The sequence below is a fragment of the Acinetobacter sp. WCHAc060025 genome (genome assembly GCF_004209355.1).
GTDB lineage: Bacteria > Pseudomonadota > Gammaproteobacteria > Pseudomonadales > Moraxellaceae > Acinetobacter > Acinetobacter wuhouensis.
Window position 1 is genome coordinate 1 of the sequence record NZ_SGSX01000033.1, and the last position, 15,663, is coordinate 15,663.

Annotated in this window: 11 protein-coding genes and 1 pseudogene; 3 read left to right on the forward strand and 9 right to left on the reverse strand. The window is 40.4% G+C overall.

Going from position 1 to position 15,663, the window contains the following annotated elements; all coding sequences use genetic code 11:
• The 3 genes and pseudogenes from EXE09_RS17690 to EXE09_RS17700 all read right to left on the reverse strand — a co-directional run.
• On the reverse strand, window positions 1-4,739 hold a 4,739-nt coding region (locus tag EXE09_RS17690), incomplete at its 3' end, for a beta strand repeat-containing protein (protein WP_416332377.1).
• Window positions 4,705-4,863, reverse strand: a complete 159-nt coding sequence (locus tag EXE09_RS17695; protein WP_323052801.1) for an ESPR domain-containing protein — start codon at window positions 4,861-4,863, stop codon at window positions 4,705-4,707. The genes EXE09_RS17690 and EXE09_RS17695, both read right to left, overlap by 35 nt.
• Window positions 4,864-5,152: 289 nt before the next feature.
• Window positions 5,153-5,740: pseudogene (locus tag EXE09_RS17700) on the reverse strand (IS1595 family transposase).
• 307 nt (window positions 5,741-6,047) lie between these two features.
• Between EXE09_RS17700 and fmt the strand changes: the two are divergent.
• Both fmt and rsmB read left to right on the forward strand, forming a co-directional pair.
• On the forward strand, window positions 6,048-7,007 hold the full coding sequence (fmt, locus tag EXE09_RS17705) for a methionyl-tRNA formyltransferase (protein ID WP_130118150.1): 960 nt from the start codon (window positions 6,048-6,050) through the stop codon (window positions 7,005-7,007).
• Window positions 7,004-8,311, forward strand: coding sequence for a 16S rRNA (cytosine(967)-C(5))-methyltransferase RsmB (gene rsmB / locus EXE09_RS17710; RefSeq protein ID WP_068973339.1), 1,308 nt, complete (start codon window positions 7,004-7,006; stop codon window positions 8,309-8,311). Before fmt ends, rsmB begins: the two co-directional genes overlap by 4 nt.
• 69 nt (window positions 8,312-8,380) lie before the next feature.
• Here the strand turns inward: rsmB and EXE09_RS17715 are convergent, their stop codons facing one another.
• The 4 genes from EXE09_RS17715 to EXE09_RS17730 all read right to left on the reverse strand — a co-directional run bounded on the left by EXE09_RS17715 (window position 8,381) and on the right by EXE09_RS17730 (window position 12,419).
• Window positions 8,381-8,491: a methionine/alanine import family NSS transporter small subunit gene (locus EXE09_RS17715; protein WP_086322749.1), complete on the reverse strand. Its 111-nt coding sequence runs from the start codon at window positions 8,489-8,491 to the stop codon at window positions 8,381-8,383.
• Between the two features lies 1 nt (window position 8,492).
• Window positions 8,493-9,977 (reverse strand): sodium-dependent transporter, encoded by a 1,485-nt coding sequence (locus EXE09_RS17720; protein WP_130118151.1) that lies wholly within the window; start codon window positions 9,975-9,977, stop codon window positions 8,493-8,495.
• 336 nt (window positions 9,978-10,313) lie between these two features.
• On the reverse strand, window positions 10,314-10,901 hold the full coding sequence (locus EXE09_RS17725; RefSeq protein WP_130118155.1) for a DUF1287 domain-containing protein: 588 nt from the start codon (window positions 10,899-10,901) through the stop codon (window positions 10,314-10,316).
• 69 nt (window positions 10,902-10,970) lie between these two features.
• Entirely contained in the window at window positions 10,971-12,419 is a 1,449-nt protein-coding gene (locus tag EXE09_RS17730) for an aldehyde dehydrogenase family protein (RefSeq protein WP_130118152.1), read from the reverse strand.
• Between the two features lie 133 nt (window positions 12,420-12,552).
• Between EXE09_RS17730 and EXE09_RS17735 the strand changes: the two genes are divergently transcribed.
• Window positions 12,553-13,248: a TIGR04219 family outer membrane beta-barrel protein gene (locus EXE09_RS17735; protein WP_130118153.1), complete on the forward strand. Its 696-nt coding sequence runs from the start codon at window positions 12,553-12,555 to the stop codon at window positions 13,246-13,248.
• Between the two features lie 307 nt (window positions 13,249-13,555).
• Here the strand turns inward: EXE09_RS17735 and EXE09_RS17740 are convergent, their stop codons facing one another.
• Together EXE09_RS17740 and EXE09_RS17745 are read right to left on the reverse strand one after the other, a co-directional pair.
• Window positions 13,556-13,867 carry an ankyrin repeat domain-containing protein gene (locus EXE09_RS17740; protein WP_087553335.1) on the reverse strand — a complete coding sequence of 104 codons (312 nt, stop codon included), beginning with the start codon at window positions 13,865-13,867 and terminating at the stop codon, window positions 13,556-13,558.
• Between the two features lie 138 nt (window positions 13,868-14,005).
• On the reverse strand, window positions 14,006-15,355 hold the full coding sequence (locus tag EXE09_RS17745) for an MFS transporter (RefSeq protein ID WP_130118154.1): 1,350 nt from the start codon (window positions 15,353-15,355) through the stop codon (window positions 14,006-14,008).
• Between the last annotated feature and the right edge of the window lie 308 nt (window positions 15,356-15,663).

A 15,663-nucleotide genomic window follows, 5' to 3' on the forward strand; every position in this document is an offset into this window, starting at 1 on the left:
CCTTTATCGGTAGCAGTTTTGGCATCTACACCTTTTTGAATATCTGCTTTGGTTGCTGTGCTTAAGTCAATCACGTAGTCGGTAACATTTGAAGCATCTTTACTGCCTTTTGTTACGTTTAATCCACCGCCTGCTGCGGCAGATACCGATGTTCCATCGGCATTGACGGTATAGGTTGTGCCATTTGCATCACTGGTTGAAGTGACACTGGCGACATTCGTACCCTTCGTCACTTTCGATGATGCTTGTTTCACATCGGCGATGTTGGCTGCATTGGTGCCAACTGTACCGCCACTGGCAACGTTGCTGATGACATTGCCACCTGCATTAATGCCGCCACTGGTGATGCTGACTGTTTTGCTGGTATCGGCTGGATTTGAGATAACCACACCATTGGTATCTAATTTAGTATTACCTGTAGTCACACTACCTGTTGTACCCAAATCAATTTTTTCAGCCAGTTTCACCGTTAAAGTATCGTTGCCATTGGCAACCACGCCGATATTATTATCGGTCAATGCACCGTTTGCACCACCTTTGACGTTGACGGTTGAACCCAGTTTACGAGTCACATTGCTACCAGAATCACCAGCAAAAGTCAGCGGCTGGTTAACGGCAGTATTAAGTCCAGTCAATGCTGCACCAACATTATTCACTGTAGTAGTTACCCCAGTGGACGGATTGGTGGTCATGGTATAGCTTGGTGCGGTTAATATACCGTCAGCAGCAAGGCTTGCTCCACCACCTAATGCATCTACTGTGTATTTGGTGACACGGTTCAGTTCTTCGTTGGTTTGGAACAACTGACTACCGTTAATCGCATCGGTGCTGGTGGCAGTCACACGACCTGCAGCAAGGTTGATGATTTGACGTTCTTGACCTTCACTGCCTACGCTGACAGTTGATGTCGGAGTTTTACCGGCATAGTCATAAGTTTTACCGTTGATAGTTGAACTGGCGGTTGCATGCGCAATACCCGATGTAGAGCCTGCACCCAATGCAACTGCACCTTCATGCGTTACTGTAGCACTGTTCCCCAGTGCGACTGCATTGGTACTGCTTGCCAAAGCATTATTACCCAAAGCGGTGGCGGCTACCCCCTGCGCTCTTGCATAGTTACCCAACGCGACGGCATTGGTTTTGTCTGCTGTTGCAGTATTGCCCAATGCGACAGCGTATTCATCTGAAGCTGTTGCACTATTACCCAACGCAACCGCGCTATTTGCTTTTGCTGTCGCGCTATTACCCAATGCGGTTGCACCCTTAGCAGAAGCTGTTGCACCTGTACCGTTTGCCAAAGCATTTTCGGCACTGGCTAATGCGCCAGTACCTATCGCAGTGGCATTGACATCTAATGCTTTGGCATTTGTACCAATGGCGTTGGCATCTTGCACCAATGCATTGGCATTGTTACCTAGCGCATTCGCACCGACAGCATAGGCATGTGCCAATGTACCGATTGCAGTTGCATTGGCATATGTTGCCTCAGCCCTATCACCGATGGCATTGGAGCTTGCGCCGCTGGCTAGAGCATAATTACCAATGGCATTGGTATTGGTTAAAAGTGCTTGAGCGTGATTACCCAATGCGGTGGCTTGTGCTTCTGCTGCTAATGCTTCATTACCAATGGCATTGCCATTGTCACCCTGTACAATGGATTTACGACCAATGGCAATGGCTTGGTCTGCATTTTGTACTTCTGATTCACTACCTAAGCCTACCGCATAGTTAGAAGTAGCTGTGGTGTAATCAATCTGGACATTTTGACCGATGGCAATGCTATCCGTACCATTACTACTGGCATTCGTTCCCATCGCAATATTATTAATACTTTTTGCTTTGGTATTTTGACCCATAGCAATTGATGAAACACCATTGGCTTGTGTTTCGCTATTACCAATTGCGACACTGTTTTGAGCATTGGCTGATGTATGAAAACCCATGGCGATGCTGTTGGTTGCAGCATTGCTAGTACTTACCCCTCCGCCGATTGCCAAAGATTCTGCTGCTGCCGCACCTGTATTATTTTTATTCGCTGTCTCTGCACTGTTAATAGAAATATGATGCAAACCATTGTCAGCAATAGCCTGTTGCAACTGCCCGAGATTAACTGCATCTTTTGCACTGGTTCCTGCTTCGATATTACTAATACGCCCATCTGTCGTATAAGTTACAGCATTAGCCGGCAATGTTGATATTGTGCCATTGGTAATGCTACCAAGCGCATCAACTACGGAATCAAATTCATATGTATTATTATTGGTGTCTGTTATTTTAATTTTGCTTAAAGTACCATCGGCTGCCACAGTAATACCGCCAATACGATTGGCAAGATTACTCTGTGCTGTTGTTAACTGACTGACATTGACCGCATCAGTTGCAGCTGCACCAGCAGCCAGATTGGTAATACGGCGTTCCTGTCCTGACTGTCCAACTGATACTACATTATAGCCACCAGTTCTAGTATTGCCTGTTATATAGGCAGCTGCACTAGATGTTCCATTTGCTATGCTGGATGCGCCCAGTGCAACATTATTGGTGCTTGCATGAGTATCTCGCCCCAGTGCTGTGCCTGACTCACCTGTAACTTCTGCACCATAACCGACTACAGTCGCATATTGACCATCGGTTACTGTCGCTTTATTTCCCAATACGGTAGAACCCGTAGTTGCATTTACATTTGAGCCGATTGCCACGGATTCAGTAATTTGGCTTACATTGGCATTGGCATTTTTACCGATGGCAATATTATCATCACCATTAATATTACTGCCTGCATTGTCCCCGATGGCAATATTATAATCCGAACTACTAGTGCCACCAGCAGACAGATTTGAACCTGCGCCTGCGCCCAACGCAATATTACGATTGCCAACGACATTTTGTCCGCTATCGCGACCAATCGCAATCAAATCGGTACGGTCATTGGTTGTACCTTGTACGCTGTTTACACCGGCATTCTCACCAATCGAAATACCGCCTGTTGTTGCCGCAGTTGCATTGCGACCTAATGCCACTGTAGCAACCCGACTGGCACTTGCAGTTGCGCCCAATGCCACTGCGTCTGTTGCTGTTGCATTGGCATTCGCACCCATTGCAATCGCTTGGCTGGCAGAGGCAATGCCATTTGCACCGATTGCAATCGCTTTTTCTGCAACTGCTTTAGACGAATCGCCTAATGCCATGCTGGAAGCACCTGTTGCCAAATTAGACGTACCCAAAGCCAGACTGTTTGTTCCCAGTGCCAGATTTGCACCGCTGCTCAACAAATCAAGCAATGTATTTACTTGCGCGGTGGTGACTGTAGTGCCGTTAATCACCGTAATATGGTTAGTGCTTGTACCGTCTGTATTAGGATCTGTCGTTACCGCCAAACCATCAATAGCAGTAATTCTACCATTAGCATTTTTTGTTAGTTCAGGTGTGCGTGTTGTACCTGTTGTTGAACCAATTGCGGTACTGTTTAGTCCAATGGCAGCCGACTCTGTACCAATGGCAACATTATTTGCTTGGTAGGCTTGTGCTTTATCGCCCATAGCAATAGAGCTTACGCCGTTGGCAGTTGCTTCTGGACCTACCGCAATAGAGTCCGTACCTTTTGCCTGTGAATCACCTTTTATTGAATTGGTATGAAAATATTTAATACCGACACCCGCACCCGCACCCGCACCTGTATCAACGCCAGTGATGTAAGCAATTGCATCTTTAACATTGCCAAAGCTTTCTGTACCACCTTGACCATTACTAACTGTATAAGTCGGTGCGGTAAGAGCACCATTAGCATCCAGTGTTGTACCTAATGCATTGGCAATATTTTGATTAACGGTATAAAGTTGACCACCTGTCACAGCTTCTTTGTTGCCAGCGGCAAGTGTAGCACCAGCTAAGTTAGTAATTTTTTGATTGTTCAGGTCGGCTCCACCATTGAGTGTAGCTGCGCCAGTAACAGTTAAAGCACCACCTACTTTGGTATTACCTGTGGACTCTAAAGTTGCGCCTTTGATTGCACCCGATGCCGTAACGCTAGTTACAGAAATATTATCATCTAAAGCAACAGTTAATGTATCACCAGACACTGATGTAGTAATGTTATTACCGCCTGCAACGGTCAATTTTTCACCAAGTTTTTTATCGGTACTCCCTGTGTCACCAGCAAAGGTTATTGGGTTATTACCTAAACCATTTACAGTGTTTTGCAAAGCAGTAATATTCGTTTCAGCTGTATTAACACGAGTGTCTAAGCCATCAACAAATGCCTGTGATGCTTTGCTTCCTAAGCCTGTGCTTGCATCATTTACTGTACTTTCTAATGTACCAATTTTACCTTCGGTAGTTGTAACACGAGTACCTAAACCATCAACAGATGCCTGTGATGCTTTGCTTCCCAAGCCTGCGCTTGCATCATTCACTATACTTTCTAATGTACCAATTTTACTTTCGGTAGCTGTAACACGAGTACCTAAACCATCAACAGATGCCTGTGATGCTTTGCTTCCTAAGCCTGTGCTTGCATCATTTACTGTATTTTGCAAAGCAGTAATATCAACACCATTGACTGTACCGGTAACACTAAGATTACCAGTTACATTCAAATCTTCAGTAATATCCTGAGAAAAAGCAAAAGATGGTACAAATAGGGTAAATACAGTAGTTGTAGCAAGAGCTAAATTAAGTTTATTTCTATGAGCATTAAGTAAATGTTTTTCAACTAAAATTGTTGTATTGTTGTATTGTATCAAATACTACAGTTTGACTCTTGCTTTTTGTGTTACTTTTTGCAAGTTCCGAAACAGCCATCCAAATGCCCAAAGAGGTATTCCATATTACACGGTAAATTTTATTCACAATAAGCACCCAACGCACAATGATAATGTAAAAAACATTTCTTATTTGTTTATTTAAAAATAAAAAATGTTGGTTTATTGTTCTATTTTAGCAAAAATACATCACATTTTAAACATAGCCTCTTATTTATTGATAATAAATAAATTGCAAAAAAAATAATGAATTAACCTAACCATAAAATTTATATCTAATAAAAATGTCACAAAGTGACAAAAAGATGAAAACTTTTAAACTATAGCCATAGAGTAAATAACATGCTTGACATTCAAGTCTTAGACTATTGAAAATATATAAGGGGCTTAGGAAGCTAAAGTGGGTTTTTACGGAGTAGTTTAAGCAAATTGAGGTACAAATTACTGTGCCTATGATTGAAACGACACTGGGTTTCGTTAAGATGCAGATAAAACATTTTCTTGTCAATTCCATTGAATTTAATGAAGCATTTTTTAGAATAGTCCCAGAACAATTCGATTCCATTTATATGCTAGTCTCTACATGCGAACTTATTATCGCCATGATTAACACGTAGATGCTTATTAAAACCTAAACCTACTAACCCATTATAACCACGCCACCCGTCCGTATTAATCACTGATTCTAGTTCAACATGACCCCTGATAATCTCTTATAGTGTGGCTTTAGAGCGATCAGGGATAATTCCTGTATAGACATTACCTTCTCGTTTTAGCAGTCCACGCTAATACTTGCCACGAATACGACGTACGCCAAAGTAGGACTCATCAAGTTCAACGATGCCGTTAAAAGGAGAAACTTCTTCATAGACTTAGGCAATTTTTTGACGAATTTCGATGAAGATTGAGTCAATAGAACGAACAGAAATATTGGTTAATTCAATGGTGTCTGTAGCGGTAAAATCCATAGCAAAAAAGCGCATAGTCTGTTTGAATTTCGCTTCTGTGATTTTAGAATGCAAATAGTATCTAATTTTATATTAGGAAGTTATCATATAATTTAGATATGTTTGTTTCCTCCCCCCTAAACAAATATTCAGTTTAGACATGCCATTTTTACTTCTCAATAAACTACACCTAAACTTAGCATTGAAATATTAAGTAATAAATGATACCACAAAACATCATACACCACTTCGATAAACTTACCCATTTTCATCCAAGACATATCCGTCATAGAATTAGCTTTGCTATAATTTAGCTCAAATCCAATCTGACTGAGCCAAACTTTTGAATATCATTTTTGCAGGTACCCCTGAATTTGCAGCATCTGCTTTGGCAGCTTTGATCCAAACAGATCATGAAATTGTTGCTGTATATACCCAACCTGATCGTAAAGCAGGCCGTGGACAAAAATTAACAGCCTCTGCGGTAAAACAACTTGCTTTGGAAAATAATCTTCCTGTTTACCAACCTTTGCATTTCAAGGCTTCAACTGAAGAAGGTTTGGCGGCACAAAAAGAATTGGCAGATTTAAAAGCAGATGTCATGGTCGTTGCGGCTTATGGCTTAATTTTGCCTCAAGCAGTTTTAGATACACCGAAGTATGGTTGTTTAAATATTCATGGTTCTTTACTCCCTCGTTGGCGTGGTGCAGCTCCGATTCAACGTGCCATCGCAACGGGAGATGTTGAAACAGGTGTGACCATTATGAAAATGGCTGCGGGTTTGGATACAGGTGATATGATGTATAAAACCATCTGCCCAATCACAGCGACTGATACCTCTGCAACATTGCATGACAAACTTGCCATTCAAGGTGCGAAAGCGATTTGCGAGGTTTTAGAAACAGAACAAAAATTACAACACTACTTGGATACGCGTGAAGTGCAAGATGAGCAATTCACGGTTTATGCACATAAACTCACAAAGGCTGAAGCTCAAGTGGATTGGTCAAAATCTGCCATTGAGATTGACCGTAACATTCGCGCATTTAATCCTTGGTCAGTGGCTTTTACCCCGATTGATGAAAATAACAATTTACGGATTTGGAATTCTCAAATTTCAGACCTAATTGCCAATGGTGAATCTGTCGGTACAATTCTTGAGATCAATAAACACGGCGTGCATGTCGTATGTGGTGAAGGTGTGATTTGCCTTTCAAGCTTACAATGGCCAGGGGGCAAAGCTATCAACGCAGTACAAATTTTGCAAAGTCATAAACTTTCTGTAGGACATATATTCTCATGAGCCAAATTCAATCATCAGCAAAAAACTTGAATTTGCGTGCTCAAGTGGTGAAAACTTTATTGGCTGTCCAAAATGGTCAATCTTTAAATTCAGTTTTAAACCAACATTTAAATATTGTGTCTGAACGAGATCGTGGCTTATATCATGAGCTCACCTTGGGTTGTCTACGTCAATGGTATGGATTAAAAGCCATTACTTTGCCATTACTGACTAAACCTTTGGACAATGAAGCACTGGAAAGCTGTTTATATCTCGGTTTATATCAGCTTTTATGTACGCGTATTCCTGCACATGCTGCGATTTCGGAAACGGTGAATGCCGTTAAGCAACTTGGTTTTGAGCCGATGAGTGGTTTGGTCAATGCAGTTCTGCGTCGTGTTTCACGTGAAACAGAAGAATTCCAAACAGCCTTAAATGAAGCGCATGGTTTACCAAGTTGGTTATTCAAACGTCTGAAAAAAGATTGGGCTGAACAACTGCCTGAACTGTGCCACAACCTCAAACAAGTAGCACCACTGACGCTCCGTGTGAATGAGCGTCAGATCAGCCGTGATGAATATCTTGAAATTTTAGAAGAAGAAAACATCAGTGCCCATCCATGTGACTTGTCTGAAGTCGGAATTGTTCTCGAACAAACAGGAAATATCACCAACTTACCCGGCTTTGAAGAAGGTGGTTTCTCAGTTCAAGATGAACATGCCCAACTTTGTGCGACTTTACTTCCAGACTTAAATGATAAAGTCGTGGTCGATGCCTGTGCTGCACCAGGTGGTAAGACAGCGCATATTTTAGAGCGTTTTAATCCCAAAAAACTGATTGCACTTGATCATGATGAAAAGCGTTTATTGCGTGTTTCTGAAAACTTAGAACGTCTTGAATTAAATGCCTATGCTGATGTGGAAATTATTGCTGCGGATGCAACCACATGGACAGCCGAGCAAGCTGTAGATTGTATCGTCCTAGATGCGCCATGTTCTGCCATCGGCGTGATGCGTCGTCATCCTGATATTCGTTTACTGCGTCAGTCTACTGATATTCAAAAAACGGTGGATTTACAAAAACAGATTTTGAACCAGATGTGGCAACAGCTTAAAGTTGGTGGCACATTGCTTTACATCACTTGTTCGATTTTAAAAGCTGAAAATGAACAGCAAATGGTAAATTTCTTTGCTGAACATGCGGATGCTGAAGAAGTAAAAATTGATGCAAAATGGGGTTTAACTCAGATTCATGGTCGTCAGTTATTGCCTGAAACGGGTTTTGGTGATGGTTTTTATTATTGCCGAATCAAGAAAACAGGATAAGCCTTTACTGCTCTAAAGCAAAAAAATCCCGATCATGCGATCGGGATTTTTATATTTAAAATACTGAAATCAATCTTCAGCTTCATCTGGATTTTTAACGAGATGGATGGTTGCAAGAATCAAACCACCCCACAGTAAAACAATCGACAAAATCATCATGATAATCGCGGATGTATTCATCTTAGTTGTCTCCCGAAGTTTTGTCTTTCATAACGCTGAGTAACACTGAGCCCAGTACAAAGAATACCAATACAGCACCACCAATCAACCACAAGGTTGATGAAGGATAACCACCATAACCTTCGGTAAGCACTGCTTTAATGGTTAATCCCAACGCAACGAGTAATGATAATGGTGTAATGACGCTCAGTAAAAAATTCCAACCTGCACCAAGTTTAATACTTGAGTATTGATTGACATGATCTTGAAGTTGTTTCATCAATGGACGACGGAACCATGACACTAAAATAATCGACAATAGACCACCACCCACAATACCAATGTTATTGGCAAAGTAGTCAATGATATCAACGAATGTGATCGCACTGTGTGTTGAGAATAAAACCGTAGAAATAATTGCAGAAACACCACCAATAATCGTCACAGCTTTATTTTTAGACCAACCAAACTTATCCTGAAACGCTGCAATTGGCACTTGTAAAATACTGACCATTGAGGTGATCCCTGCGACAACAAGTGAAGCAAAGAACAAGAATCCAAATAAATCACCACCCGCACCCATACTTGAAATAATCTTCGGGAATGCGATAAATGCCAAGCCAATTCCGCCTGAAACCACTTCCTTTACAGGTACGCCGGAACTTTGTGCCATGAAACCAAGTACAGCGAAAACCCCGATCCCTGCCAAGATTTCAAAAGATGAGTTCGCTAAAGCCACAACCACACCTGAACCAGTCATATTGGCTTTTTTGTTCAAGTACGATGCATAGGTCAACATGATCCCGAAACCAACAGAGAGTGAGAAGAAGATATGACCGAACGCTGCCAACCACACTTTATAATTGGTCATTGCATCCCAATTCGGTGTAAAGAATGCATTTAAACCTTCTGCTGCACCTGGTAAGCGGATTGCTTGAATCACGAGAATCGAGAATAAAATGACCAGTAAAGGCATAAAGATTTTATTGGCAAGTTCTACTCCACGACGAACACCGCCATAGAGAATAAACATCACCACTGCCCATACAATGACTAAGCCAAAGAATAGAGTGGGTACAAAGCCCATCGCCAAACCTTCACCATTTGCCAAGTAGCTTTTAAAGAAAAAGTCTTCGGTATTTGCGCCCCATTGTTGACCAATGGAGTAGTACATATAACTGCCTGCCCATGACAAGACACTAGCATAGTAGATCCCGATGACCAAGGTCACCATCACTTGCCACCAACCCAATGCTTCACTGTTCATTAACTTTTTATAAGCCGTTGGAGGTGCTTTACGGAACTTATGCCCCACGGCATAGTCTAAAAATAATAGTGGGAGACCTGCTGCAAAAATTGCAATCAAATACGGTACTAAAAATGCACCACCACCATTTTCATAAGCAACATAGGGGAATCGCCAAATGTTACCCAAACCTACGGCTGAACCAATCGCCGCTAAAATAAAGCCTGATCGTGCCGACCAGCTTTCACGATTATCTGACATAGAAAATACCTAAAATGTGTGGGCTCTCCATTGCCGCATATTGTGTTTATCTTTGACGTGCAAAAAAGAGTCCAATTCCTAAATTCTTTGTTGTTTGAATAAAACAGCACCTTTTGAGCACTTTGTTGTTATTGCAAACCAACACTTTGTCCTGATTTCTTGCTTAAAGAAAATCTTAAAAAATGTTGTTTAATGGCGCAACAATACCTGTTTTCCTTGCCTTTTACTGTAGTTTCTACACTAAATTCGACTTTAGAATGAAGTTTTTCCAATTAATTGATTATTTTTTTATCCGTTTTGCTCCTTCTGCACATTTTTATTTTGAGCACTTAAGTTTTACTTTACATTGTTCGGAATCCGATAATGCCCTGTAATTTTATATTCATACAAAATATCATTTTCCCGAGTGCCATAACCAATATTATGAATAATTAACGGGGTTTTGGAAATTAGTGCTGTTTTATCTGAAACAATCCCAATATGCACCAATCCTTTGCCCAAATCCCAAGTCACAATATCACCCGCTTGATATTTCTGATCATTTGCTTGATAACCTTGGCGTTGAAAATAGGTCATGATATTCGGCACACGACGGTGATCAATATTTTTATCTGTGCCTTTTAAGCCCCATTTCTGCGGGTAGCGTTTAAAATTGGCTTTCATATCTTCATGAATGCGCTGTTGCAAATCAATGCCTTGATGACGCAAAGCCCGAATCACCACATCAGTACAAACACCTTTGACCAAAGGCACATCACCCATTGGATACTTCAGTTGGGTATAAGCAGGATCGTAATACAACGTTTTCCAAATCTGAGAACGTGCATCTGTCACTAATTTTTCAGCTTGAAAAGCCCAAACAGGTAAACTGCTTAGCATCAATAAAAATAGTGCAAAAAACTGATTTAAATTTTTTATTCTCATCATCAACGCTCAAATTATTCAAAATATCTAATGATTAAAAAAGGAGCCGAAGCTCCTTGTTAATATGACTTATTGTTTAATCACAAGCAATCGTTCTTCTTGCATATCCCGAATCGCAGATTGAATGCCTTCACGACCTAAGCCTGAATCTTTCACACCACCGTACGGCATATTATCGACACGGAAGGTTGGAATATCATTGATAATCACACCACCGACATGTAAGTGATCCCATGCATAGAGCATCTTATTCAGGTTCTGTGTATAGACTCCAGCTTGTAGACCAAAACGGCTCTTATTAATGATCTCTATACCTTTTTCAAAGCCTTTATATTTTTCCAGAATCGCGACAGGACCAAAGACTTCATCTTGATATACTTCAAGTGACTCATCGACATTTTCGAGTAGGGTCGGTTCAAACAACACACCTTTCAAAGTGCCACCTGTAAGTATTTTTGCACCTTTCTTCTCTGCTTTATCCACCCATTTTTTCAAACGTAGCGCTTCCGATTCTCTGATCATCGGTCCAACCAATGTCGTATCCAATGTTGGATCTGCGGATTGAATTTTTTTCAATTTTGCAACAAGCTTTTTCTTAAACTCAGCATAAATATCTGCATGAACCAAAATACGTTGCACACTAATACATACCTGCCCTGCATGACTATATGCTCCGCCAATCACACGATCAACCAGAGCATCTGTGACTTCTGTATCAGGCTCAATCAAGACTGCTGCATTTCCTCCCAATTCTAAAGTCACTTTTTTACGACCTGAACGGGCTTTCATGTCCCAACCCACTTGATCAGAACCTGTAAAGCTGAGTAATTTAAAACGATCATCCGTGACCAACACATCTGCGTGTTCACGTGGGCAAGGTAATACCGAAAAAGCACCTTTAGGCAAATCCGTTTCAGCCAAGACTTCGGCAATTTTGAGTGCAGATATTGGCGTTAAACTGGCTGGTTTCAGTACAAATGGACAACCTGCTGCAATCGCAGGGGCAATTTTATGTGCTGTTAAATTCAGTGGGAAATTAAATGGACTAATCAAGGATACTGCACCGATCGGCACATGTTGCACCATGCCACGATATGCCCCTGCCGCAGCTGTGACTGCCAAAGGCATCAACCGTCCATCATCAATGGTCGAAACAGCATCTGCAGCGATTTGAAAGGTATTAATCAAACGCTCAACTTCCGCTGCTGCTGCAAGCTTCGGTTTCCCACCTTCGATAATTAAAAGATCAGTGAGTTCTGCGCGCAACTCATTAAAACGCTTCACACAATGCAATAATATTTTTTGCTTTTGAAATGGTTTTAATGCCGCCATTTCCTGTTCAGCTTTGACTGCTGAACTGATCGCTTTCTCTAAAACCTTAGCATCTGCCAAAGCGACTTTTGCATACACTTTCCCTGAAAATTTATCATGCACTTCAAGCCATTGCCCTGTTTTTACAGGCTTAGATGCAACATATAGTGGAAGCTCAATTACGGTCTGATCAATAGAATCTTTCATTGTGTCCTCTAATTGTATTTTAATAATGCAAACTGAAATAAACCTCTATATCATGCGCTCAGTTGGTACAGTATTGAAATGTATTTAAGTAACAAAATCAGATGAAAAAAGATCATTTCATCAAGAGGGAAATATGAAAACGTTACAACTACCATTATTTATTGCAACATTAGGTTTGTGTTCATTTGCACAAGCAGATTTTATTGGCTTAAAAGGCGACATTAGCTATTGGAATATTGATGGCGAATCAAATATTGATCGCAAACACTTAAATGACCAAGACTTAGACCGTAAGGGAACAGTACAAGCCTCTGTTGCTTTTGAACATCCGATTCCAGTGATTCCAAATGTAAAATTAAAATATACCCAATTGGACACTGAAACCGAGTCAAATAATACTATTGAAGGATTAGCAAAAACTGAGATCAACTTAGATCACACCGACCTTATTCTCTATTATGAAATTTTAGACAATATCATCAAAGCAGACATTGGTGTTGGTGCAACTCGCTTAAATGGTGATGTTAAACAATTTGGTACATCTGTAGATATTGATGAATACTCTCCTATTATCTATGCAGAAGTCGGCGCTAAACTTCCATTTACAGGTTTAAGTGCCAAGGCTGAAGCAACCTATACCAATGTCAATGATGTAAAAATCACGGATGCGCAAGCTGAATTCCAATACGACTTTGTCAAATCAATTGCTTTAGATTTGGGTGCAAAAGTCGGTTATCGTGTTTTAAATATTGAACTCAATGATCTTGATAAACGTGACATGAAGTTTAACTTCAAAGGTCCTTATATCGGCTTAAATGCGCATTTCTAAAATAGAAGTTGCGGTAGAATAAGAGCAGGTCAATGGATCTGCTTTTTTTATCATTTTAAAATTGATCCCTTTAAAATGTACGAAATTGCTTACATCAATTCATGCTTTTATCTGCTATTCGAGTACATCAGATTTTTATATTCTATGGTTATAGGGAACAGGAAGTTTCCCAGACATAAAACAACAATAAAGCGTCTGAGCATCAGGAACGTGAGATTCGACAGGAGTCAGATCTAACTCACCAATACGAAAGAAACCCCATCAGGACGATGGGGTTTCTTTTTTATATGTGTTTTGCATTTCCGATTTATAGACTTTTTAAATAAGCAATGATTTCAGTATTCTCAGCCATTTCAGCAAGCTCAAGTACAGTATATTCAGATTTAAAACTGAGATCAGCACCTTTTGCGACTAACAGTTTTACAATGTCTAAATGATCATTCTCTGCCGCAGCATGCAATGCACTATAGCCTTCATCGTCTGCGGTATTTACATCTGCACCCTCAGCAAGACATCTTTCGACTTGTTCCAAATCACCTAAAGATGACCAATATACAAGTTCAGGAAGATGCAGTTCTTCATCATCTTCGGGGATTGGGGAAAATGAATTTAATTTCATCATAACAACTCAATGTTCAGAATCTTTATATTATGGATTCATTTCAAGTAAAGCAACGTTCAACTTTTGTTATACATTAAACATTGCAGATAAAAGAAAGCCCCCTTACGGAGGCTTAGATTTTCAAAAAATCAGAACTTAGGCTTTAGCTGCCGAAGCTTCACGAATCTCAATTTTATCAGTGTCGTTATCATGCATAATCAAAGCAACAGCAATTGCGGTAATTAATACAGGTAAACCAACTGCCATAAAATTAAAATGAGCTGGTAAATTCATACCCAATAAGCCACCGATTAAGATTGGACCTACAATCGCGCCCATACGCCCAATCGCAGAAGACCAACCAATCCCTGTCGAACGAATTGCAAGTGGGTAATATTGCGCCACATAGCTATAAAGCAACATTTGCGAACCGATTGATGCAGCACCTGCTAAGAATACTAAAATGTATAACAGGAACTGATTCGATTGGAAGCCCATCAAGCTCATCACAACTGCACCGACAATGCCTAAGCACATCAAAACTGGTTTTAAATGGAAACGATCTGCAAGAATACCACCACCCACGATACCAACCACAGCACCCACATTCATCACCATCATGAACATTAAACTGTTATCCATTGAATAACCTGCTGCCATCATTAACTTCGGCAACCAGCTGCTCAATGCATACATAGTTAATAGACATGTGAAGAATGCCAGCCAAAATAAAAGCGTATTGGTTGCACGTCCACGACGGAACAAACTCACCACGTTAGCAGCTTCAGGCACTTCAACTTTAGGCAATGTGAATGTGGTATTGTCATTTACTGTTAAATTTGGCGCCAAGCGACGTACAATGCTACGCGCTTTATCCTGTTTATTCTCTTTGACAATAAATGCTAAAGATTCAGGTAAAAACTTCCAAATCACAGGTAATAAAAATAATGGAATCCCTGCAATAAAGAACATGATCTGCCAACCAAAACTTGGGGTAAACCATGAACCTAATAATGCAGCCATTACACCACCAACAGCATAACCACTGAACATCGTTGTTACTAAGGTACTGCGCATTTTTTGCGGTGCATATTCAGAGGTCAGTGCCACCAAATTTGGCATTACCCCACCAATACCTAAACCTGCTAAAAAGCGTAAAATTGCAAACTCAGTGGGATTCGATGCAAAACCACCTGCAAAAGTCAAACCACTGAATAACACAATACAAATCATGATGACTTTTTTACGACCAATCTTATCCGCCAAAGAGCCGAAGAACATCGCACCAAACATCATCCCTGCGAGCGCAGTACTGGCAAGCATACCCGCTTGCATCGCACTTAAACCCCAGTCCTGCATTAACAGTGGAAGTACCACACCATTAATCGCTAAATCATAACCATCAAATAAAATAATCAATAAGCACCAAGCCACTACATTGAAGTGAAACGGGGTGAATTTCGCCTTATCGACTACAGAATTAATATCTATGTTTTCCATTGTCATCGTTCTCATCTCCCATGAGTACTTGTCCGATATTTCAATTGAATTTTTAAGTAAAATTCAAGGTTGCGAAATATACGCATCTCATATTTCATCAGCAATTAGACAAATGGATAATACAAATTTATAGTAGTATAAATATTATAAATACATGATTTTATTATTTAATTAATTTAAATATTTTCTCATCATGTGATTATTCTATCGTGTTTTTCAAGATATATTCAGGGATTATTATCATTATAAAATCGAAATTTCATTGAGTTATTCTAAATAATTTTATCCCTATTTTTTGCTCTTGTTATTGCCAG